The organism is Ornithinibacillus contaminans (assembly GCF_001038425.2).
In the GTDB taxonomy this organism is placed as follows: domain Bacteria; phylum Bacillota; class Bacilli; order Bacillales; family Amphibacillaceae; genus Ornithinibacillus; species Ornithinibacillus contaminans.
Genome location: NZ_LDPV02000020.1, coordinates 70,856 through 93,812, shown reverse-complemented (window position 1 = coordinate 93,812; position 22,957 = coordinate 70,856). Strand labels below are relative to the sequence as shown.

Here is a 22,957-nt window from a genome sequence, read left to right as displayed (position 1 = left end):
GGCATTTAGTATAATAGTCTTAGAAAAAAATAATCTTCCTAAAAAGGGCAAACTCATTGAAAAGTGGGGACGCAAAGTCACAGGTCTAAAGCTAAAGCTTTTCGGGCTATGATGGCTGGATTGCATGTGGATGCAAAATGGGGGACGGGAATTTGGATAAAGTCGTTAAGGATGTCAATCTTGATTACGAATGGGTGCTGTTAATCAAAGAGGCAAAGGACTTAGGTATGTCTGTGGAGGAAGTACGACTTTTTCTGATAGAGGCAAAACAAACTACATAATCAGATGGTAGAAAAAAATGTACTTTATATAGAACCACTCACCTGTTTATGATATAATCTCCTGTAAAGAGGTGAGGCTTCTTGATCGGTGAAAAAATTAAACAATTACGCAATGAAAAAAGAATGTCTATATCGGAACTTGCTGAAAAAGCAAATGTAGCGAAATCGTATTTAAGTTCCATCGAGCGAAACCTCCAGTCAAATCCATCTATTCAGTTTATCGAGAAAATAAGCGCGGTATTAGGTGTTTCAGTTAATGAATTAATAAATACTGGCGATCCTATAAAACTGGAGGATTTAGATGGTGAATGGCTTCATATTGTTAAAGAAGCAATGGAATCTGGTGTTTCAAAAGAAGAATTTAAAGATTTTCTAGAATTTAATAAATGGAAGAAACAAAACTAGAACCGTAGCTAATCTACGGTTTAACTTTGTTTTTTAGTAGTATTATATGTATGCGGTTTAATAGGACGGGCCAGGGTGAAAACATGCGACTGCTTATGAATTGGCTAATGCCAATTACTTGGATGGGATGTCTATTTTATTCATCGTCTCAACCTTATGAAGAACAAAATATTAAGCCATTCTTATCTAGTAATATTGACTTATCCTTTCTAGAAGTCTATTTAGATTGGATTTCATTCACATATCATCAGTCAGAGGTTAGTATTGCAGCACTGGGAATGGAAGGATTTATCGAATTTTTCATTCGTAAAGGAGCTCATTTTGGAGCGTTCTTTCTATTATTAATTTTATTTTATGCAGCATTTCGAAAAACGGTTAACTGGACGATACGCAAGATTATCGTGGTTTCATTTTTCCTTACCCTTGCATATGCTATGGTGGATGAATTACATCAAGGAATGACACCAAACAGGACGCCTTTTGTTGGAGATGTGCTAATTGATGCAATTGGTGCAATAGCAGCATGCTTACTTCTGTTAGCTAGAAATAAATACAAACGTAATACGATTGTAAAGAAGTAAATCATTGGAAATATGCTAAGATAATGGAAGCTAGATTAAAATGATTAGGGCGGTAATGAAATGGTTGAACGCGAATTTTTTAAAAATATGATGAAGAAAGTGATTGATGATACCGAGAAGAATAAAATTCGTTCTTCCGAGGAATTAATTCAAACACTTATAAAAGAATTAAATGGTAGTAAAATCATAACAAAAGACAATCACATGATAAATTAAGTTAGTAGGGAAGGGACAAAGAAAAAATGAGAAGATAAAAGACGAACAATGTACCTATTCCCGAAGCGGATATTGTGTACCAACGTTCGGATTTTATCTTTCTAAAACACTTCTGTCCCAACCACAGAATTTGCTAGGTTAATGAGTGCGATCAACATCAATTTCTATATATTTTACCTCTGTTGGTTGGATGTTTGCTTGGTTGTTTGTTACATCAATCATCCAGTCTTGGAAATTGGACTCCTTACCAGCTTCTACATAAACGATGAACGCAACATTTTCCAAGTAATTGATTGTTTCTAGCATATAGTCAGAGTTTCGGAGGGTGTTCTCTAGTTTTCCTAGGAGATTGTAATCTACGGTGATAGAGAATCCTTGCATTAGTTGGCGTTTCACGACACCGATGTTCTGAATAGCTTGAGATGTTGCCCCACCATATGCGCGTATTAGACCACCAGCACCTAATTTTATTCCACCAAAATAACGCGTAACAACCACAACAGTATCTTTTAGATGTTGTTTTTTTAGTACTTCTAGCATAGGTACACCTGCCGTACCACTTGGTTCTCCATCATCATTCGCTTTTTGAATTTGGTCATGCTCCCCAATAATATAGGCAGAACAATTATGAGTTGCATCATGATATTTTTTCTTTAATTCCTGGATGAAGGCTTGGGCTTCTTCTTCTGATTCAACTCGCTTGATAGTACCAATGAACCTTGACTTTTGAATGACAATTTCATGGGATCCTCCATCTTTTTTAACGGTGAAATAGTTTGATAACACTGGTATATTTCCCCCTTATGAATCTTTTTTCATATATAAATAAGTAAAAAGCATGTTTTGATAAATGACAAAATGGGTATTCATAACTAACGTTTGATTGGTTTCCACTATTTATTTTAAATATTTTACGAATAACCCTATAAAAATTAATCAAAACCACGTATAATTATACCATAGGTTGGTGAGTGCCGATGGCTGTGAAAACTAGGGAAAAAGATTTAGATTTTATTCTCGATGAAATGGTTGACGTCGTTGAAAATAGTAAAGATGAAATTTTTCATATTAGTGAGGAAGCCCGGTCTGAATATGAGCAACTATTACGAGAGCTCGAAGTCACAAAGCAGAAGGTCATACGTTACATAGAAGATGGTGACAAGCTGGATCAAAATGTTCGTTATTCAAGAAGGCGCTTATCAGAAGTGAGTAAATACTTCGATCGCTATACAGAAGATGAAATTCGTGAAATCTATGAATCTACTCATGAGTTACAAACGCAGCTTGCAATGCTTCGCCAAGAGGAAAGAGTTCTACGTGTAAAGCGTGATGATTTAGAAAGAAGGCTACAAAATTTAGATTCGACGATAAAACGCGCAGAGAACCTCGCAAATAAAATTGCTGTTATATTAACATATCTGACTGATGACTTTAGACAGGTTAATGAAATGATAGAAGAGGCCAAAGAAAAGCAAGAATTTGGTCTGAAAATTATCGAGGCGCAAGAGGAAGAGCGAAAACGTCTTTCAAGGGAAATCCATGATGGTCCTGCTCAAATGTTAGCTAATATATTGTTGCGCTCTGAATTAGTAGATCGAACCTTCCGTGAGGGTAGTCCAGAGGATGCTTTAACTGAGATTAAGAATGTCCGTAAAATGGTGCGAACATCACTCTATGAAGTACGTCGTATTATATATGATCTAAGACCAATGGCACTGGACGATTTGGGGCTTATCCCTACAATTAAGAAATATATAACGACAACAGCAGAATATAACCAAGTGAAGATTGATTTTAAATCAATTGGTGAAGTTAAACGAATAAACCAGAAGTACGAAATTGCATTTTTTAGATTAGCACAAGAAGCAATACAAAATGCTGTCAAACATGCAGAAGCTAGCCTAATTACAGTAAAGATTGAAATTTGCTCGAATAACCTTAATTTAACGATTGCCGATGATGGAAAAGGCTTTGACCCAACATTAAAGCGGGACAAATCATTCGGGTTAATGGGGATGAAAGAGCGTGTTGAAATGTTTGATGGATCAATGGAAATTAATTCTACTATCGGAAAAGGCACAAAAATAATTATACGAGTACCCTATGAAAGGGCTCTTGTCTAATAAATAGAGATATAATTATTGTCTGTCATGGTACACGTAATAGGGTAAATATTACGTTTTGGGGAGGAAAAGACAATGAATTTAGATAAGAAAGTTTCAATTGTTTTAATTGATGATCACAAATTATTCCGTGAAGGGGTAAAACGTATTTTAGAATTCGAACCATCATTTGATGTGGTGGCAGAAGGCGATGACGGTATTATTGCTAGTAAATTAGTGAAAGAATATAATCCGGATGTTGTCTTAATGGACATAAACATGCCAAACATGAATGGTGTACAAGCTACTGCGGAGTTAGTTAGAAATCATCCTAAATCAAAAGTAATCATACTATCTATCCATGATGATGAAAACTATGTAACGCACGCATTGAAAACTGGAGCTCAAGGATATTTGCTGAAGGAAATGGATTCTAATTCATTAATTGAAGCAATCAAGGTAGTGAGTGAAGGCGGATCATACCTGCATCCAAAGGTTACGAATAACCTTGTTCAGGAATATCGGAGACTAGCGAAAGAAACAGTGTCTGTAGGAATTGGAAGTCGTATCGAATACCATCGCCCACTACACTTATTAACGAAGCGTGAGTGTGAAGTTCTACAGCTTTTAGCTGATGGAAAAAGTAACCGCGCTGTTGCTGAAGCGTTGTATATAAGTGAAAAGACAGTCAAAAATCACGTCAGCAATATTTTACAAAAAATGAATGTTAATGACCGTACACAAGCAGTTGTCTCAGCTATCCGTAAGGGTTGGGTTGAAGTACTGTAAAATTTGATAAACGCATAATTAATAGCTTTAGTACAGAGGAAAATGTACTAAAGCTATTTTTGTTTTTATATGGGTAAAGGGTATATTTGGCATCTAGTGAATCACCTTCTCCTGCCCTAGTCGCAGACTATCATGATGCATTTTTTGAGACATTCATGTAAAATATAAGGAGCAGACAAAAATAAACAGGAGAGGAAGGTTACGATGAAGGTTGCTGTAATGACAGACAGCACGGCGTATATTCCTAAAGCGATGCGTGATGCATATGGGATTCATATGGTGCCGCTAGGTGTTATCTTCGGTGATGAAACCTATCAAGAAGAAGTAGATTTAACAACTGAAGAATTTTACCAAAAGATAAAAGATATAAAAGAACTTCCGACGACTTCACAGCCGCCGATTGGATTAATTACCGAAAAACTAGAAGCGCTTCGTGATGAATATGATGCGGTTGTATCGGTTCATTTATCGAGTGGTATAAGTGGCACGTATCAAGCAGTTGTTAGTGCTGGTGATATGGTTGAAGGTATAGACGTCTATGCATTTGATTCTGAGATCAGCTGTATGGCTCAAGGGTTTTATGCTTTGGAAGCCGCTGAAATGGCGAAAGAGAATAAAACGCCAGAACAAATTATTGCTCGTCTGGAAGAAATGAAGAAAACCATGCACGGTTATTTTATGGTAGATGATCTAACTAACCTGCACCGTGGCGGAAGATTGAATGGTGCACAAGCACTTGTTGGTAGTTTGCTACAGGTGAAGCCGGTCCTGCATTTTGTGGATAAGGTAATTGTACCTTTTGAAAAAATTCGTACACGTAAGAAAGCGCTGAATCGTATCATTGGGATGCTGGAAGAGGATGCGCAAGAAGGTAAAGTAGCAAAAGTTGTCTTTGTTCATGCCAATGATGAGCAAGCGGCAATGGAATTAAAAGAAGAATTTAATGAGAAATATCCTGATACAGAAGCATTAATCAGCTATTTTGGCCCGGTAATCGGAACCCATGTTGGGGAAGGTGCTATCGGCGTTTGTTGGTATTATAAATAAGCAATTATACTTTATTACTATTTATTGTTGGCTGCCAGTAAGCATTCAGTTCAACTGGCAGTCGATTCTCCTCTATATTTAATAGAAAGTGAGTGATGGAATGCTCTATCCAGTACATTCTCCTCAACACAATCTCCCAAAGCCTCAAGCAGAATTTGTCTTTCGTTATGCTGGTAAACTACTCCTTGAACAAGAATTCGCCCCTGATTTAGCAAGCTACAAGCACTGTTTTTCTAAAATCCCCACAATTAGTCGTAAGTTTGGCTATCTGCAATGTGTTCGCTGTGGAAATCAAAAGCCCTCATTATTTGGCAAAATTCCATGTGAAAAATGTCATACAACTCATTTTTATTGCCGAAACTGTATTCAAATGGGAAGAGTGATGCAGTGTGAATCCCTTTATGTTTGGTCTGGTGAAGTGCCTGTGTGGCAGTCACATGAATCCCCGTTAAGCTGGGATGGGACGCTTACGGATGCCCAACTGCATGCATCAAATCGGATTGTCCAAGCGATCCAACAGCAGGAAAAGGAACTAGCCGTTTGGGCGGTATGTGGTTCTGGAAAAACCGAGATGTTATTTCGTGGGATAGAAGCGGCACTTAAGCTTGGCAAAAGAGTTTGTATTGCAACACCAAGAGCAGATGTTGTTCGGGAATTACAGCCTCGGTTTAAGGAAGCATTTCAGACTGTACCCGTTCAAGCGTTATATGGAGGAAGTGATGAAAAGGAAGGTAGTGCCCAACTGATAATTGCTACGACGCATCAACTCCTCCGCTTTCATAAAACCTTCGATGTAGTCATTATTGATGAAGTTGACGCATTTCCTTTTCACAATGATGCTACCTTGCCATATGCCGTCAATCGCGCAAAGAAGGATAGACATACCATGATTTACGTTACCGCAACTCCTCGTCAAGACCTTCGTTTGAAAATGACACTGCGAAAACTCCCATATGTGTTTGTCCCTGTTAGGTACCACGGTCATCCTTTGCCTGTTCCTCGCTTGCATATGAGTATTTCCTTAAAAAAAGCGATAAAAGAGCGTCAGCTTCCTAACTCCGTCTTAACCTGGATAAAAAAACGTAAGAATCCCAATCGTCAGTTGCTTATTTTTGTCCCAACGATTGCCTTAGCTGAGGAATTGGCGGAAAAACTTAGAGAAGGTTCTACACTCCCATTTCAATCTATTGTTTCTGCCCATTCAGAGGATGAGCAGAGGGTAGAAAAGATTATTCAATTTCGTAATCGGGAAATTCAGTTACTCATTACAACCACGATATTGGAGCGTGGAGTTACTTTTCCTTCTGTGGATGTTATCGTACTAGATGCTGGGCATATGGTATTTGATGATGCGGCATTAGTGCAAATTGCTGGTAGGGCAGGTAGAAGCATGGATGATCCAACTGGTGAGGTGCTTTTTGTACACAATGGTAAAACGAATGCCATGGTGAAGTCGATCCGATCGATTCAATCGATGAATAAACGAGGAGGCTTTTCCAAATGAATTGTCTATGGTGTGATGAGGAAATTCATGTGACGATTGATTGGACAACAATCGCTATGCCACCAAAAGCACAACCAATATGTGATACATGTGCAGAAGGTGTTCAGGAACTGACAGGCTCTCGCTGTCGAAAATGTAGTAGACTGTCAACGAAACGAGTGTGCGAGGATTGCTTATGGTGGGAAGAGTATCTGCACGGGGATGACAGTATCGAATTTAATTACTCGGTTTTTCCATATTCGAATCAAATGCAAGAAATTATTGCCAAATGGAAGTATCGAGGAGATTATGAGCTAGGTTATATTTTTCGTGAAAGCTTTTTAACGCACTATAAAACCGTGTTTGCAAAGGTAAAGGATGCCGTAGTTGTTCCGATTCCTTTAAGTGACGAGCGAATCCACGAAAGATGCTTTAATCAAGCAAAAATGCTAGCGGAATTTTTACCACTGGAAACAAAAGAGGTGTTAACCCGAGTTCATGGGGAAAAACAATCAAAAAAATCACGACATGAAAGAATTACGTCTAATAATCCATTTATCCTTCAGCAAAACCTAAACAATCCTGTTATAATAGTCGATGATATATATACAACGGGTACTACATTACGTCATGCAGCGAAGCTATTAAAACTTCATGGTTGCCCAAGCGTTTACACGTACACATTAGTTCGGGGATAAATTAATCGTACTATATTGAATTGAGGAGAAGAAGGATAGATGGCAGATTTAGCAAATTGCGTCAGATGTGGAAAGGTTTTTGTAAAACAGATACGAGATGTTTGTCGGGATTGTTATAAAGAAGAAGAAGCTGCTTTTCAAATTGTTTATGATTTTTTAAGGAAACAAATAAATAGAGAAGCTACACTTATCGAAGTGGTGGAGGCTACAGGAGTCGATGAGGCGCTGATCACGAAATTTATTAAAGAAAATCGATTACGAACGACCATGTTTCCAAAATTAGGCTATCCTTGTGAAAAATGTAGGACACCAATAACCTCTGGGAAGCTTTGCATGAATTGTGCAGAAGAACTGAAACACGATTTGGATCGAGTGGAGCAGTTAGAAAAAATCACGGAAAGAAACAAGCTTCTGAGCGACGATAAGAAACAAATTTATTACACAATCGATAAACATCGGAGATAACACTACAAATTTATAAATATTAGCCGATAGTATAGATAACACTAAGTTCGATATAGATAAACAATCGTTCGGAAATAAATGAGGTGATTTGATGAAAATTAACGGAGCAAATCAAACAAACTTTAATCCCTATAAAAATCAAATTCAAAAACAAGCGGATTATAAAAAGTCAGTACAACAACAGGATCAGCTTGAAATTTCAACACAAGCAATGAAGCTACAGGAAAACACAAAAGTAAATCCAAAGCGTGAAGCGTATGTGCAGGAAATAAAGAATCAGGTTGAATCTGGTCAGTATAAGATTGATTACGAAAAAACGGCACAAAAAATGATCGGCTTTTGGTCAAAGCAATAAGAGGAGGACACATATAAATGTCCGTACAAGCAATTATTAAAAAGCTGGACAAGCTTACGGGAATTCATCAGCAGCTGGTACAGTTATCAAAAGAAAAAACTACCGTCATTAAAGAAGGTGCTGTCGAAAAGCTACAAGCCGTTTTAGTCAAGGAACGGAAATACGTGCAGCAATTGGAACAGGCGGAAGAAAGCAGAAGAACTGAAGTGGAAGCATGGTTTGAGGAAAATAAGCTACCACTAGCAGAAGCTACCGTAACAACTATGTTGCAACAGTTGACAGCTGAGGAAGAAAAAGAAGCGGTTGAAGCGGCCGCTGTTCGTTTAACAGAAGCAATCGTGGAGTTAAAGCAACAGGAGCAATTGAATATGGCTTTGATTCAACAGTCCATGCAATTTGTTCAGCTTTCCATCGATTTATTAAGTCCGACATTAAAGAGTATGAATTACGGAAATAAGACACAGAGTGAGCAATCATCTGTAGGGCGTTCGGTATTTGATTCGAAGGCATAAGAATAATTTTTTAAAAAGGAGAATCTTACGTGAGTACATTCCATGGCTTAGAGATGGCGAAACAAGCGCTATTTACACAACAATCAGCTTTATATACGACAGGACACAACATTTCAAATGCGAATACAGAAGGGTATACAAGACAGCGTGTTAATTTTGAAACGACTCCTGCCTTCCCAACTGGTTCTCGTAATCGTCCACAAATCCCTGGGCAAATCGGTACTGGTGTACAGGCTGGAACCGTGGAACGTATTCGTGATAGTTTTCTTGATATGCAGTATCGTGCGGAAAATAGTAAAACAGGTTATTGGGAGACCATGTCAGAGTCGTTATATCGGATGGAAAGTCTATTAAACGAACCATCTGAGAGTGGTTTGGCCAATACGATGGACCAATTTTGGCAATCATTACAGGATTTATCAGTAGATGCGCAGAGTGAGAGTGCTAGATCAGTAGTTGTTCAACGTGGTATTGCAGTTGCAGACACATTTAATTATCTATCTAATAATATCGAATCCATGCAAACAGATATCCGGAAACAAATTGATGTAACGATTGATGATGCAAACAGCATATTACGTCAAATTGACCGAATCAATAATCAAATTAAGGAAATTGAGCCACATGGCTATTTGGCGAATGACTTATATGATGAGCGTGATCGTTTAATTGATAAACTATCTAGTATTGCTAATATTAAAGTTCACCGAGTGGAAAGTGCAGAAAGTGCCCAAGATATCGCGGCGGGTCTAGCTAAAATTGAATTAGTAGATGATAGCGGAAAATCATTTGCATCTGGACCGGTATACTTGGTAGATCCAACTGGAGAGCCTACGTACCAAGAATTTGATCTTGCAGAAGATGCTGAAGTAAATGAAATAACTTTTGGTGGAAATACAATCGACCTATCATCAGGATCTCTTAAGTCGTTAGTGGATGCACATGGGTATCCTGGTTCAGGTGATAAAGTTGTTTCCTATGAAAATATGAAAGCAAATCTTGCAAAACTAGCGGAAACATTTGTTTCAGAGTTTAATAGTGTCCATCAAGAAGGCTATAACTATAATGGTGTTCAAGACACTGAACTTAAATTTTTCCAGATAGATGAAAATGGAAACGTGACGGTTTCAGAGGAAATTCAAGATGATCCTGCATTAATTGCAGCAAGCTCTGAGGAAGATGCTTCAGGGAATGGTGAAAATGCAGGGGAACTAGCCAAAGTAATGGATAAACTAATTAATGGCAATCCTCTTGGAGACGGAGCGTCTATCAAAGGATTTTATGAAGGGTTAATTGGTAGATTAGGTGTTGCAGCACAAGAAGCAAACCGAATGGCACAAAACACGAATATCCTTCGTTCACAAGTAGAAGAACAGCGTGTATCGGTAAGTTCTGTTTCACTTGATGAGGAAATGACAAATATGCTTAAGTTTCAACATGCATACAATGCCGCTGCAAGAAGTATGACGGCAACGGATGAGATTTTGGATCGTATTATAAATAATATGGGATTAGTAGGAAGGTAGGGATTCTAAATGCGCGTAACACAGTCAATGCTATCAAATAGTATGCTGCGAAATTTAACCAATAGCTATTCGAATTTAGGTACGTACATGGATCAGTTAACGACTGGAAAGAAAATCAGCCGTCCTTCTGATGACCCAGTTGTAGCAGTTAAAGGAATGGATTATCGTAGCCAATTACAACAAGTAGAACAGTATCAACGTAATACAAATGAAGTGCATAACTGGATGGATAATTCAGATGCAGCATTAGACCAGACAACTCAGACCTTACAACGACTACGTGAATTAGCTGTCCAAGCTAGTAATGATACGTATGATGCGGCGGAAAGACAAAATATTAAAGAAGAGGCATTATCCTTAAAACAACATTTAATTGATATTGCTAATTCAAAAGTGAATGGAAAATATATTTTTAATGGTACAAAAACAGACCAAGCTCCAATTTCAGGGACACCTGGAGACATCAATGAATCACCAGTTTATATTGAAGTATCAAGTGGTATTCAAATTCAGTCAAATGTAAATGCTAATAAGATATTTGGTAGTGATGCATTTGATCGAGTGGATTCCTTCATCACTGCTCTTGAAAGTGATAGTCAGGAAGATATTGAAGCGAGCATTAGCGCAATTGATGAAAATATTGAAAACGTCATTAATGCACGTGCTGATTTAGGAGCGAGAATGAACCGATTAGAATTAATCGAAAATCGACTAGGTACACAAGAAATTTCCGCAACACAAATGATGTCTAATAATGAAGATATTGATTACGAAGAGGTTATTACAAAATTAATGACACAGGAGAGCGTGCACCGTGCTGCGCTTTCAGCTGGATCACGCATTATTCAACCATCTTTGATTGATTTTCTACGGTAAAAACCCTGGCCCGTTAAGGGTACAGGGTTTTAGTTTTAAATAGGGGGAGATCTCTATGGAATTACCACAAATACGAATGCAGTCGCAGCAAGCAAGAATCGCGATTGATACACAACCAGCAAGACAAGAGATGATACAACCTAAAGCAGACCTCTCCATTCAACAGCCTCGTGCAGAAATGACGATGCAAACAACACCTGCCAAGCTAACAATAGATCAAACACAAGCCTGGGAGGATATGAATTTACGATCGGTGGAGCGATTAAATGAGAAAATTGCACAAGATGGTAAACAAGCTGCCTTAGAGGGAATAGGGAGAAGGGCTGCTGAAGGAACAGAACTTATGAAAATTGAAAACAAGGGTAATCCTTTAATAAGTCAAGCAGTTCAAAATGCACATGAACCAATGAAAGCATTAGGAATTAAATTTATTCCATCTGCCTTTGCCGTGAAAATACACTATCAACCATCTGAGGTACAAATTGATGTGAAACCAAACAAGCCAATTATTGAAGCACGTGTCAATAAGCCTGAGGTGAATTACATACCAGGAGATGTAACAGTTTCAATGGCAAATTATCAGGATTTACAAATTGATTTTGTAAATCTCTTTCCTACTACAGCCCAAGCTAAATAACAAGAGGTGATACACATGATAATTCAAACGAAATATCTAGGTGATGTGACAATAGAAAAGGACAAGATTGTAAAATTTGCTGCTGGTCTACCGGGTTTTATTGAAGAGACAGAATTTGTGTTATTAGATATCCCTGGTAATCCGGTATTTCAATTTTTACAATCGGTTAAAACGGCTCAACTAGCATTTGTAGTTGCGAATCCGTATCAGTTTTATAAGGATTATACCTTTAAATTAGACGATTCAACCGTAGCAGCATTAGAAATTGCGAGTGAAGATGATGTATTTGTATCAACTATTGTTACGTTAAAGGATCCATTTGAATCCAGCACGATTAATTTGCGGGCACCATTAATCATTAATCAGAAGAAAATGCTTGGTAAACAGTTTATTTTAAACTTGGATGAGTATCCAAGTACTGCTTCGATTCAATCCATCGTTGAGAAAGGGGTGTAGTAATGCTAGTGCTAACGCGAAAACTCAATGAGGCAATTCAAATTGGTGATGCTGTCGAAATTAAAGTGCTGGCGATTGAAGGTGACCAAATTAAATTAGGCATTGCTGCACCGAAGTCAGTTGAAATTTATCGCAAAGAAATTTACTCCGAAATTCAAAATCAAAATAGCGAGGCTGCCAATGTATCGGTTGACCTTGTGAAGCTACTTCCTGTAAAAAACGATTAACTACGCATAGAAACACTTAACTTTTTCATTCGTTATCCGATATAAGAAAAAACGTGTTAGGAGATGCATGGGGATGCGATTAGATTCATTATCAAACAATACACAGCCCTTGCAAAACAGTGACAGCAAAAGAGTAGCAGCAGAAGTGAGAACTGTTGTGCAAGATAGACAACCGAAGGAATTCGGTACACTTGATCCAAAACAGCAAAAGAGTGAAGTGGAAACGGCAGTTCAAAAGCTTAACGATTTTGTTGAACCACTTCAAACTAATCTTAAATTTGAGTTACACGATGAATTAAATGAATACTATGTGACAATTGTCGATCCGAAAACAAATGAAGTAATCAAAGAAATACCATCGAAAAAAATTCTAGATATGTATGCTGCTATGGCAGACTATATGGGGTTTTTAATTGATAAAAAGATATAAAGAGGTGTTATAAATGGTAATGCGAATAGGTGGATTAGCTTCTGGTATTAATACAGATGAAATTATTGAAAAACTAATGTCGGCTGAAAGAATGCCGTTAGATCGTATGGAGCAAGACCGAACGCTTCTAGAATGGCAACGTGATGGATACCGTGAAATCTATCAAAAGTTATACGAAATGGATAATGACTTAATTTTCGATATGAAATTAAGTAGCACATACAATTCGAAAACTGTAAGTTCTTCCATGGAGAGTGCTGTAACAGCAACCGCAACGTCAAGTGCTCAAAATGGTGCATACTCAATCAAAGTAGATAGCTTAGCCACCTCAGCAATCAATGTTGGAGCTGATTTAGGTAAAGACTTCGACCCGTCAAAAGCATTAAATCAAGCGACAACGGTAAGATTTTCAACATTTAACGAAAAGACGCAAGCAATGGAAGAACATACGGTTGAAGTAGCAGAAACCGACTCACTAAATGATGTATTGAAGAAAATCACTAATGGTGATAATAATGTTCGAGCATTTTATGATGGAACCTCCAATAAAGTGATTTTAGAAAGCACTAGAACTGGTAATTACAATACGGAAGGTAATGAAATAGAATTTGCAGATGATTCGTTTTTCGCAACCACACTTCAATTGTCACAGGAAAATGAAGTAAATGGAACAGATGCAACCTTCACGTATAATGGTGTGGAATTTACTTCAAAGCAGAATTCGTACACATTAAACAATGTGACCTTCTCCTTTAAAAATGTTACGGCTGGCCAAACGGTTAGCTTAACCGTTGATAATAATGTGGATGCAGCTTTTGACTCTATTATGAATTTTGTTAATAAATATAATGAAATCGTAGAATCGATTAATGGCTCCCAAACACAAGAACGCTATCGTGATTACAAGCCATTAACAGAAGCACAAAAGAAAGAGATGAGCGATAAAGAAATTGAGCTTTGGGAAGAAAAAGCAAAAAGTGGTATTCTTCGCGGAGAATCAATTCTTACTTCTGGTATGTTTGATTTACGTCAAACGTGGTATTCCAACGTTGAAACCGGTGGTGAAATAACCTCTTTAACACAAGTGGGAATTTCAACAGGCGCTGACTACATGAATGGTGGTAAGCTGGTCGTAGATGAGGATAAATTAAAAGAGGCTTTACGAGAAGATCCAGCTGCAGTTAACAAGCTATTTTCAAACTCGACAACCGATAAAAACGATCCTAGTCGTGGACTAATTAATCGATTAGAAGATTCGATGGAATCCATGATGAAAAGCATCGAAGAACGAGCTGGTAGTACAACTAAAAACGTTTTAGACACGTACACATTGGGTAAGCGTATCAAGGATTTAGACACAAGAATTTCAAATTTTGAGGATCGTTTATTACAAGTAGAAAGTCGTTATTGGAGCCAGTTCAATGCGATGGAACAGGCGATATCACGTTTGAATAATCAATCGTCCCAATTACTATCTCAATTTGGTGGAGCATAAATCCAATAGTGAAAAATTTCTACAAAGGAGCTTTCCAGTATGGCTTTAAATAAACCATATCAAGCATATCAGAATAATGCTGTTAACACTGCAACAGGTGGAGAATTAACATTGATGCTGTATAATGGCTGCATTAAGTTTATCAAGCAAGCGATAAAAGACGTGCAGGATCATAATATAGAAGCAAAAAATACGAACATCCAAAAAGCGCAGCGAATTATCCAGGAACTAATGGTAACCTTGGATCAAGGGGTAGAGATTTCGAAGCAAATTATGCCCTTATATGACTATATGCACCAGCGTTTGATGGAAGCAAATATGAAAAATGATCCAAGTATTTTAGAAGAGGTGCTTGGTTTTGTGACCGATTTTCGAGATACGTGGAAACAAGTAATTTTAAAGACGAGACAAAAACAATATGCACAGGGTGAGCATGTATAATGAATCGTGTTGAGCCTATATATGAAATGACGGTACAGATCGAACAGCTATTAAACAGTGAAATTAATTCTTCGACCCGACCGGAAGTTATAACAGAAATCAACTCGCTTCTCCAAAAGAGAGAGAAGGCAATGCTTCAAGCAACGGAACCTTTCTCAAATGAGGAGCTCGCGCTTGGGAAGAAACTGTTACCATTGAACGAGCAAATCCAGAAAAAAATGGAAATGTTGTTCACGGGTTTGAAAACCGAGATGAAGCAAATTAAGAAGCAAAAAAATTCCAACCGAAAATACGTTAATCCATATGAAAACATCCAAACAATAGATGGAATGTTTATGGATAAAAAGAAATAGAAATTAACAGGCTGGGACATAAGTAAAATGAGAAGATAAAAGGACGAACAATGCACTGATTCAGCGAAGTATATTCCCGAAGCGGGTATCGTGCACCAACGTTCGTGATTTTATCTAACCATTAACACTTATGTCCCAGCTTCTTTTTTGTTAATGTAATATGAATTTAATGTAACTATCTTTGAACTATGCCTAGACAGGGATTAAGCAACTTTTAGTTTTAAGAAATTTACAAAATAAGCATGTTTATACGGGATTTTTAATGGAAAACATAGTATAATATATACAAAGGTAAAAAGGAGGACACTTTATGAAATTCAACATTCGTGGTGAAAATCTTGAGGTTACTGAAGCTATCAGGGATTACGTAGAAAAGAAGATTAGTAAACTAGAAAGATATTTTGAAAGCACCCCAGCATCAGATGTGCATGTGAATTTAAGTGTCTATAATGAGAAACAACGTATTGAAGTAACGATCCCGATGACAAGTCTTTTACTTCGGGCAGAGGTGGAGCATACAGACCTGTATGCAGCAACCGATTTAGTAGTCGATAAGCTAGAACGACAAATTAGAAAATACAAAACAAAAGTAAATCGTAAATTCCGACAAAACGTGTCATTCAAGCCAATACTTTCAAGCCTTGCGGAAGATATTGAAGAAGAGGTTGAAGAATCAAACGATATTGAGATTGTTAGAACTAAACGTTTTGATCTAAAACCTATGGATTCCGAAGAAGCAGTATTGCAAATGGATATGCTAGGACATGAATTCTACGTTTTCCAAAATGCAGCTTCTGGTGATACAAATGTAGTATATCGCCGTAAAGATGGAAGATATGGTTTAATAGAACCAAATAATTAAGCATAATTTAATAAACGATATTGAGGTTGAGTCAAAAGTAAAACGCGTAAGCTAAAAGACGAGCAATACACTATTTCTAGTGTAGATAGTGTGCTTCACCACCGTTCGGATTTTATCTTACCGTAATTACTTTAGGCTCAGCCTTTTCCGTTTTTTAAGTTCATGTGTCGTATTATAACACTGTGGTTGGCATATAGAATTAAGTAGTGTTATTATTTAACTATAATAAGATGAATGATTTAACGAATAAAAATAGTGAACGAATTAGTATGTACGAAGCAATAAGGACCAATCAATTTGGGAGATACTTAATCTCATCAAAAAGTTTCACTATAGGACTGAGGAGCGTAACATATGGCTAGTTTTTTAAAAAAGATGTTTGATGGTAATAAAAAGCAGTTAAGTCGCATTCAAACTATTGTCGATCAAATTGAATCATTAGAAGGGGATATGGAAAGCTTATCTGATGACCAATTAAGAGAGAAGACAGAAGAATTTAAAACACGACATGAGAACGGTGAAAGCTTGGATGATTTATTAGTAGAAGCTTATGCTGTCGTTCGTGAGGCTGCGAAACGTGTATTACATATGCGTCCATTTCCTGTTCAGTTAATGGGAGCGGTCGTGCTTCATGAAGGTAATATTGCCGAAATGAAAACTGGTGAAGGTAAAACCTTGGCTTCCACTATGCCAGCATACCTTAATGCAATTGCTGGAACAGGTGTACATGTGATCACGGTAAACGAATATTTAGCGGATCGTGACTCAAAGCAAATGGGTCAATTATTTGAATTCCTTGGTTTATCAGTCGGTTTGAATACAAATGGTTTGTCTAAGGAAGAAAAACGTGCTGCATACCAAGCGGATATCACATATGGAACGAATAATGAATTTGGCTTTGATTATTTGCGAGATAACATGGTGTTGTACAAAGAACAGATGGTACAACGTCCATTAAATTTTGCCATCATTGATGAGGTCGATTCGATTTTAATTGATGAAGCAAGAACACCATTGATTATTTCTGGTTCGGCGCAAAAATCTGCCTCCCTTTATACGCAAGCAAATAGCTTTGTTAATACGCTAAAAAGAGAAGCAGACTATACCTATGACGAAAAAACAAAAGGTGTTCAATTAACAGAGGAAGGTATTAATAAAGCAGAACGTTATTTCTCTGTCGAAAATCTTTTTGATTTAAATCATGTAACCCTAACTCATCATATTGGTCAGGCTTTACGTGCCCATGTCTCCATGCATCGCGATACCGACTATGTGGTGGAAGAAGGCGAAGTAGTAATCGTTGACCAATTTACAGGACGCTTAATGAAGGGACGTCGCTATAGTGATGGCTTGCATCAAGCAATCGAAGCGAAGGAAGGCTTGAAAATTCAGAATGAAAGCATGACGCTCGCTTCCATTACGTTCCAGAATTTCTTCCGCATGTATAATAAATTAGCTGGTATGACTGGTACTGCGAAGACTGAAGAAGAGGAATTTAGAAGCATTTATAATATGTATGTGGTCGCAATTCCTACTAATAAACCAGTAGAACGTAATGATCGACCAGATAAGATTTATAAAACGATTGAGGGTAAATTTAAAGCGGTAGTGGAAGACATTAAAGAGCGTCATCAGAAGGGACAACCTGTTCTAGTTGGTACGGTTGCTGTTGAAACATCAGAGGTCATCTCGCAGTTACTGAAAAAAGCAGGTGTAAAACATAATGTCTTAAACGCGAAGAATCATTATCGTGAGGCCGAAATCATTGAACAGGCAGGTCAACAAGGAGCTGTTACGATTGCAACAAATATGGCAGGTCGTGGTACTGATATTAAACTTGGCGAGGGTGTTAGAGAACTAGGTGGTCTTGCTGTAATTGGTACTGAGCGCCATGAATCTAGACGTATTGATAATCAGCTACGTGGTCGTTCTGGACGTCAAGGTGATCCAGGTATGTCACAGTTCTATCTATCCATGGAAGATGAATTAATGCGCCGATTCGGCTCTGATAATTTACGTACCATGATGGATCGAATGGGTATGGATGACTCGCAGCCGATTGAAAATAAATTCCTATCCCGTGCAGTAGAATCTGCTCAAAAACGTGTAGAAGGTAATAACTATGATGCACGTAAGAACGTTTTATCATATGATGATGTATTACGTGAACAACGTGAAATCATCTACAAACAACGCTTTGAAGTAATCGATGCAGAGGGTAATGATCTTCGTGAAATCATCGAGAAAATGATTGAGTCTTCCCTACAGCGCGTCATTCAAACACATACCCAGGATGATGACGAAGATAATTGGGATCTACAGGCGATTATGGAATTTGTTCAAGGTAACCTACTTGAGCAAGAACATATTTCAGTAGAGGATCTTCGAGGGAAAGAAGCGGAAGAAATTCTTGCCATTATCATGGAAAAAGTGCGCACACGTTATGATGAAAAAGAACAGGAAATTTCGCCAGAACAAATGCGTGAATTTGAGAAGGTTATTCTGCTTAGAACAGTTGATACGAAATGGATGGATCATATCGATCAAATGGATCAGCTCCGTCAAGGTATTCATTTACGTGCCTATGGTCAAAATGATCCGTTACGTGAATATCAATTTGAAGGATTTGCAATGTTTGAAAGCATGATTGAAAATATCGAGGATGAAGTTGCACGATATATCATGAAAGCGCAAGTAAGAGAAAATCTTGAGCGTCAAGCAGTTGTGAAAAATACCCAAGCCGTATCTGGTGGCGGTGAAGAAAAGAAAAAGGCACGTAAGCCGTTCGTGAAATCAGAAGATGTAGGAAGAAATGATCCATGCCCATGCGGTAGCGGAAAGAAATATAAAAACTGTCACGGACAATAAATTTAGCGAAAGAGCTTGGGACATAAGTAAAATGTGAAGATAAAAGACAATGATGCAGCACCTCTTCTAGGATTGTTCATGGAGCAGGTACATGCACCGATGTTCGGATTTTATCTAACCATATACACTTTTGTCCCAAGTTCTTTCATGAACAACTAGTATAAAGCAAAATGATATCTTGAGGTGAATGGAATGGAAATAGCAGAAATTAGAAACGAATTAGATAAGATGAATAACCGTATTGCGGAATTTAGGGGGTCTCTTTGACTTAGATACAAAGAAGGCTCGTATTCAAGAACTAGAGCATGACATGACAGCCCCAGGATTTTGGGATGACCAGAGCGAAGCACAAAAAGTCATTAATGAAGTAAATGGAATCAAAGGCTTTGTCACTAGTTTCGAGGAAATTTCCAGCGAACTAGAAGATTTAGAAGTAACTTTTGAAATGGCAAAAGAAGAAAATGACGAAGAGCTTTTTGAAGAACTAGCTGAAGCCCTTGCAATACTTCGAAAGCGTATTAATGATTTTGAATTACAAATGCTACTAAGTGAACCATATGATGCGAATAACGCAATGTTAGAATTACATCCTGGTGCAGGTGGGACAGAATCTCAGGATTGGGCAAGTATGCTGTTGCGCATGTATCAACGATGGGCGGAACGGAAAGGATTTTCCGTTGAAACTCTTGAGTATCTTCCGGGTGAGGAAGCTGGCGTTAAAAGTGTCACACTTTTAATTAAAGGGCATAATGCATATGGGTACTTAAAGGCAGAAAAAGGTGTCCATCGCTTAGTTCGTATTTCACCTTTTGACTCTTCAGGTCGTCGCCATACATCATTTGTATCCTGTGATGTAACACCAGAAATGTCAGATGATGTGGATATTGAAATTCGCACGGAGGATATTAAAGTAGATACGTATCGTGCGAGTGGTGCTGGTGGGCAGCATATTAATACGACCGATTCGGCAGTGCGAATCACCCATTTACCGACCAATACCGTCGTTACTTGTCAAAACGAACGTTCACAGATTAAAAACCGTGAAGCGGCAATGAAGATGCTAAAATCAAAGCTGTACCAATTAGAGATTGAAAAGCAACAGCAAGAATTAGCCGCTATCCGAGGTGAACAGAAGGAAATTGGCTGGGGTAGCCAGATTCGTTCGTATGTATTCCATCCATATTCAATGGTGAAGGATCATCGTACAAATGTAGAGGTTGGAAATACACAGTCTGTAATGGATGGCGATTTGGATCCATTTATTGATGCGTACTTAAGATCACAGCTATAAGTTTTTCGAAGTTCTTAAATTTGTCAAAAAGTGCCACCGAGGTAGAGGGAGAAGTATGTTCAACCAAAATTTGTCCGTTCTGTGACTAGTATCATGCTAAATAATGGGTATACTAAGATATGGATAGTATTATCACAATTTAGATTGGGGAGTTTCAGATGAAAAAATGGGTATTTGCCATTCTATTTGGATCAGCACTAGTACTTGGTGCATGTGGTGGTGAAGATGAAGCTGATGATAACGGGGCAACAAACGATGCCGGTCAAACGGACGGTAATGAGACTGTTTCTTCAGCAGAAGATTTGTTTGAAGCAACATGTGCAGCATGCCATGGAGCTGATTTATCAGGTGGTGCTGGACCAAATCTACAAACAATTGGAGCTGACTACTCTTCCGAAGAAATTAAGGATATCATCCTTAATGGTACAGGTAGTATGCCAGCACAAGGCAGCCGAGTAAGCGATGAAGATGCACAACAGATTGCAGATTGGTTAGCAGAGAAGAAATAACGTATTTAATAAAGTAAGAAGAGCCTTAAACCGCGGGAGGTTTAAGGCTTTTTTCTTTTATTAGAGACACCTTGGATAACAAAGCAGATGGAAATGTCACTGATAGCGTGTATCAGAGACACTTTGAGTAGAAAACCAGGTGAAAATGTCTATGATAACGTTTATCAAGTACACGAATAGCCCAAAATTACTAGAAAAAGAACCAGAGCCAGCCACCCGAACCCCCACTAATTCCTCCGATCCATTAACCTGCCACATTTTCCCCTGAAAAATAAAATTCGACAAATAGAGTATCGTACAATTTTACTATATATTTCATGTTTAAGCAGAATATCACTGAGATGACAGATAATATTTACGTTTGAAACATAAATGTAATATTTTTTTGTCTAAAAAAATTGTTGAATAATGTTATAATGTATAGGAAACTTGAGTATTATAAGACTTTTTGACTATTAAACTATAAAGGTGATTAGACATGATATTAATGAAGGACGTATATAAGACGTATGATAATGGCGTAACTGCTTTGAATGGTATCAACGTAGAAATAGGTCAAGGTGAATTTGTATATATTGTTGGACCAAGTGGTGCAGGTAAATCATCATTTATTAAACTAATGTACCGAGAGATTAAACCATCAAAGGGAAGTTTATACATCAATAATAAAGATGTAAATGACATAAAAGAAAAAGATGTTCCGTTGTTGCGTAGAAATATCGGCGTTATCTTCCAAGATTTCCGTTTGCTTCCGAAGTTATCAATCTATGAAAATGTTGCGTTTGCATTAGAGGTTATTGAGGAATCTCCACGCAATATCCGAAAGCGTGTAATGGAAGTATTGGATTTAGTTGGTCTTAAAAACAAAGCTAGATTCTTACCAAGTGAATTATCTGGTGGTGAGCAGCAACGTGTTTCAATCGCACGTGCCATTGTTAATCACCCAAAGATTGTGATTGCGGACGAGCCTACTGGGAACCTAGATCCAGATACTTCATGGGACATTATGCGTGTGTTTGAAGAAATTAATAACAGTGGGACAACCATTATTATGGCAACACATAGTAAAGAAATTGTTAATACGATTAAAAAGCGTGTAATTGCCATTGAAGACGGTTTGATTGTTAGAGACGAGCATCGAGGTGAATACGGCTATGAAGGCTAGAACGATTAAAAGACATTTTCGTGAAGGATTAAAAAACATCTATCGTAATGGTTGGATGACAGTTGCTTCTGTTGGTGCTGTTACCATGACACTATTATTAGTGGGAGCCTTTTTAGGGTTGATACTAAATTTAAACCATATGGCAAGTAAAGTAGAAGAAGATGTCGTGGTGAAGGTGCTAATTGATCTCACGGCTAATGATGAACAAGTACTTGCACTTGGAGATGAAATTGAACAGATTTCAGGTGTAGAATCGGTTATTTTCTCCTCTAAAGATGACGAGTTAAGTAGTTTGATTGCTAGTATGGGTGAAGGCGGCGAAGTTTGGGAGTTATATGAGCAAGAAAATCCGTTAAACCATGCTTATATTATTAAGGCTGTTGATCCTCAGGATACGCAAGTGATTGCGGAGGAAGTGGCTGATTTGGACTTTGTTGATTCCATTACCTATGGACAAGAAGTAGCACAGAATTTATTTAAATTTACTAGTCTAGCAAGAACGATTGGAATTGTTTTAATCGCTGGACTTGTGTTAACAGCGATATTCTTAATTTCTAATACAATTAAGCTTACTATCATGGCTAGAAGTAGAGAAATTGGAATTATGAAGCTAGTAGGTGCAACTAATGGTTTCATACGCGGGCCATTCTTTGTAGAAGGATTGTTACTTGGAGTACTTGGTTCGGTTATCCCAATTATTGGTGTGTTAGCTGGATATAAAGTAATTGAAGCTAGTGTTGGTGGAATGAACTCGATTGCGTTTGTGGAAATTTTGCCATTTAATCCATTTGCTTGGCAGTTAGCGTTAATAATCTTAGTAGTTGGTGCTGGAATTGGAATTTGGGGTAGTTTGATGAGTGTTCGTAAGTTCTTGAAAGTTTAATAGA

Annotated in this window: 28 protein-coding genes and 1 riboswitch; of the genes, 27 read left to right on the top strand and 1 reads right to left on the bottom strand. The window is 37.7% G+C overall.

What is annotated here, in order from left to right:
• Nucleotides 1–36 precede the first annotated feature (36 nt).
• Nucleotides 37–128, top strand: a riboswitch (cyclic di-GMP riboswitch).
• A gap of 24 nt (nucleotides 129–152) precedes the next feature.
• The 4 genes from JF53_RS17175 to JF53_RS17675 all read left to right on the top strand — a co-directional run bounded on the left by JF53_RS17175 (nucleotide 153) and on the right by JF53_RS17675 (nucleotide 1,483).
• Nucleotides 153–281, top strand: a complete 129-nt coding sequence (locus tag JF53_RS17175) for an anti-repressor SinI family protein (protein ID WP_083443544.1) — start codon at nucleotides 153–155, stop codon at nucleotides 279–281.
• A gap of 81 nt (nucleotides 282–362) precedes the next feature.
• Nucleotides 363–686, top strand: a complete 324-nt coding sequence (locus JF53_RS04525; RefSeq protein ID WP_047980845.1) for a helix-turn-helix domain-containing protein — start codon at nucleotides 363–365, stop codon at nucleotides 684–686.
• A gap of 83 nt (nucleotides 687–769) precedes the next feature.
• Nucleotides 770–1,267, top strand: a complete 498-nt coding sequence (locus JF53_RS04520) for a VanZ family protein (RefSeq protein WP_047980844.1) — start codon at nucleotides 770–772, stop codon at nucleotides 1,265–1,267.
• Between the two features lie 60 nt (nucleotides 1,268–1,327).
• Complete coding sequence (locus JF53_RS17675; protein WP_169750780.1) at nucleotides 1,328–1,483, top strand: hypothetical protein; 156 nt, start codon at nucleotides 1,328–1,330, stop codon at nucleotides 1,481–1,483.
• Between the two features lie 138 nt (nucleotides 1,484–1,621).
• On the opposite strand, the gene JF53_RS04515 is transcribed toward JF53_RS17675, so the two are convergent.
• Complete coding sequence (locus JF53_RS04515; protein ID WP_047980843.1) at nucleotides 1,622–2,269, bottom strand: YigZ family protein; 648 nt, start codon at nucleotides 2,267–2,269, stop codon at nucleotides 1,622–1,624.
• Nucleotides 2,270–2,460: 191 nt separating this feature from the next.
• Here JF53_RS04515 and JF53_RS04510 point away from each other — a divergent pair, with 191 nt between their 5' ends.
• The 23 genes from JF53_RS04510 (at nucleotide 2,461) to ftsX (ending at nucleotide 22,953) form a co-directional block, all read left to right on the top strand.
• Nucleotides 2,461–3,606 carry a sensor histidine kinase gene (locus tag JF53_RS04510; protein ID WP_047980842.1) on the top strand — a complete coding sequence of 382 codons (1,146 nt, stop codon included), beginning with the start codon at nucleotides 2,461–2,463 and terminating at the stop codon, nucleotides 3,604–3,606.
• A gap of 75 nt (nucleotides 3,607–3,681) precedes the next feature.
• Complete coding sequence (locus JF53_RS04505; RefSeq protein WP_047980841.1) at nucleotides 3,682–4,374, top strand: response regulator; 693 nt, start codon at nucleotides 3,682–3,684, stop codon at nucleotides 4,372–4,374.
• 204 nt (nucleotides 4,375–4,578) lie between these two features.
• Nucleotides 4,579–5,421 (top strand): DegV family protein, encoded by an 843-nt coding sequence (locus tag JF53_RS04500; protein WP_047980840.1) that lies wholly within the window; start codon nucleotides 4,579–4,581, stop codon nucleotides 5,419–5,421.
• Between the two features lie 382 nt (nucleotides 5,422–5,803).
• A complete protein-coding gene (locus JF53_RS04495; RefSeq protein WP_236686904.1) occupies nucleotides 5,804–6,925 on the top strand; it encodes a DEAD/DEAH box helicase in 1,122 nt (373 codons plus the stop codon).
• Entirely contained in the window at nucleotides 6,922–7,602 is a 681-nt protein-coding gene (locus tag JF53_RS04490) for a ComF family protein (RefSeq protein ID WP_047980839.1), read from the top strand. Before JF53_RS04495 ends, JF53_RS04490 begins: the two co-directional genes overlap by 4 nt.
• Before the next feature lie 39 nt (nucleotides 7,603–7,641).
• Nucleotides 7,642–8,067 (top strand): TIGR03826 family flagellar region protein, encoded by a 426-nt coding sequence (locus JF53_RS04485; RefSeq protein WP_047980838.1) that lies wholly within the window; start codon nucleotides 7,642–7,644, stop codon nucleotides 8,065–8,067.
• 91 nt (nucleotides 8,068–8,158) lie between these two features.
• Complete coding sequence (gene flgM, locus JF53_RS04480) at nucleotides 8,159–8,422, top strand: flagellar biosynthesis anti-sigma factor FlgM (protein ID WP_047980837.1); 264 nt, start codon at nucleotides 8,159–8,161, stop codon at nucleotides 8,420–8,422.
• A gap of 17 nt (nucleotides 8,423–8,439) precedes the next feature.
• Nucleotides 8,440–8,934 carry a flagellar protein FlgN gene (locus JF53_RS04475; protein WP_047980836.1) on the top strand — a complete coding sequence of 165 codons (495 nt, stop codon included), beginning with the start codon at nucleotides 8,440–8,442 and terminating at the stop codon, nucleotides 8,932–8,934.
• A gap of 29 nt (nucleotides 8,935–8,963) precedes the next feature.
• Complete coding sequence (flgK, locus tag JF53_RS04470) at nucleotides 8,964–10,460, top strand: flagellar hook-associated protein FlgK (protein ID WP_053071879.1); 1,497 nt, start codon at nucleotides 8,964–8,966, stop codon at nucleotides 10,458–10,460.
• Between the two features lie 9 nt (nucleotides 10,461–10,469).
• Complete coding sequence (gene flgL / locus JF53_RS04465) at nucleotides 10,470–11,336, top strand: flagellar hook-associated protein FlgL (RefSeq protein WP_047980835.1); 867 nt, start codon at nucleotides 10,470–10,472, stop codon at nucleotides 11,334–11,336.
• A gap of 55 nt (nucleotides 11,337–11,391) precedes the next feature.
• Nucleotides 11,392–11,973 carry a DUF6470 family protein gene (locus tag JF53_RS04460; protein ID WP_047980834.1) on the top strand — a complete coding sequence of 194 codons (582 nt, stop codon included), beginning with the start codon at nucleotides 11,392–11,394 and terminating at the stop codon, nucleotides 11,971–11,973.
• 15 nt (nucleotides 11,974–11,988) lie between these two features.
• Nucleotides 11,989–12,429, top strand: a complete 441-nt coding sequence (fliW, locus tag JF53_RS04455) for a flagellar assembly protein FliW (protein WP_047980833.1) — start codon at nucleotides 11,989–11,991, stop codon at nucleotides 12,427–12,429.
• 2 nt (nucleotides 12,430–12,431) lie between these two features.
• On the top strand, nucleotides 12,432–12,656 hold the full coding sequence (csrA, locus tag JF53_RS04450) for a carbon storage regulator CsrA (RefSeq protein WP_047980832.1): 225 nt from the start codon (nucleotides 12,432–12,434) through the stop codon (nucleotides 12,654–12,656).
• Between the two features lie 73 nt (nucleotides 12,657–12,729).
• Entirely contained in the window at nucleotides 12,730–13,086 is a 357-nt protein-coding gene (gene flaG / locus JF53_RS04445) for a flagellar protein FlaG (protein WP_047980831.1), read from the top strand.
• A 13-nt stretch (nucleotides 13,087–13,099) separates the two neighbouring features.
• On the top strand, nucleotides 13,100–14,581 hold the full coding sequence (locus JF53_RS04440; protein ID WP_047980830.1) for a flagellar hook-associated protein 2: 1,482 nt from the start codon (nucleotides 13,100–13,102) through the stop codon (nucleotides 14,579–14,581).
• Between the two features lie 39 nt (nucleotides 14,582–14,620).
• The gene (gene fliS, locus JF53_RS04435) at nucleotides 14,621–15,022 is read left to right on the top strand and encodes a flagellar export chaperone FliS (RefSeq protein WP_047980829.1); all 402 of its coding nucleotides are present in this window, start codon (nucleotides 14,621–14,623) and stop codon (nucleotides 15,020–15,022) included.
• Nucleotides 15,022–15,375 carry a flagellar protein FliT gene (locus JF53_RS04430; RefSeq protein ID WP_047980828.1) on the top strand — a complete coding sequence of 118 codons (354 nt, stop codon included), beginning with the start codon at nucleotides 15,022–15,024 and terminating at the stop codon, nucleotides 15,373–15,375. The genes fliS and JF53_RS04430 overlap by 1 nt, the downstream gene beginning before the upstream one ends.
• Before the next feature lie 310 nt (nucleotides 15,376–15,685).
• A complete protein-coding gene (gene hpf, locus JF53_RS04425; RefSeq protein WP_047980827.1) occupies nucleotides 15,686–16,237 on the top strand; it encodes a ribosome hibernation-promoting factor, HPF/YfiA family in 552 nt (183 codons plus the stop codon).
• Nucleotides 16,238–16,591: 354 nt separating this feature from the next.
• Nucleotides 16,592–19,105: a preprotein translocase subunit SecA gene (gene secA, locus JF53_RS04420; protein ID WP_047980826.1), complete on the top strand. Its 2,514-nt coding sequence runs from the start codon at nucleotides 16,592–16,594 to the stop codon at nucleotides 19,103–19,105.
• Nucleotides 19,106–19,297: 192 nt separating this feature from the next.
• Nucleotides 19,298–20,396 (top strand): peptide chain release factor 2 gene (prfB, locus tag JF53_RS04415; protein WP_201777893.1). Its coding sequence is split into 2 segments (ribosomal slippage): nucleotides 19,298–19,360 and nucleotides 19,362–20,396, totalling 1,098 coding nucleotides; the frame shifts between segments, so codons are not numbered across the junction.
• Between the two features lie 158 nt (nucleotides 20,397–20,554).
• On the top strand, nucleotides 20,555–20,905 hold the full coding sequence (gene cccB, locus JF53_RS04410) for a cytochrome c551 (protein WP_047980825.1): 351 nt from the start codon (nucleotides 20,555–20,557) through the stop codon (nucleotides 20,903–20,905).
• A 478-nt stretch (nucleotides 20,906–21,383) separates the two neighbouring features.
• The gene (gene ftsE / locus JF53_RS04405; RefSeq protein WP_047980824.1) at nucleotides 21,384–22,070 is read left to right on the top strand and encodes a cell division ATP-binding protein FtsE; all 687 of its coding nucleotides are present in this window, start codon (nucleotides 21,384–21,386) and stop codon (nucleotides 22,068–22,070) included.
• Nucleotides 22,060–22,953 carry a permease-like cell division protein FtsX gene (gene ftsX, locus JF53_RS04400; protein ID WP_047980823.1) on the top strand — a complete coding sequence of 298 codons (894 nt, stop codon included), beginning with the start codon at nucleotides 22,060–22,062 and terminating at the stop codon, nucleotides 22,951–22,953. The genes ftsE and ftsX overlap by 11 nt, the downstream gene beginning before the upstream one ends.
• The last annotated feature ends 4 nt before the right edge of the window (nucleotides 22,954–22,957 follow it).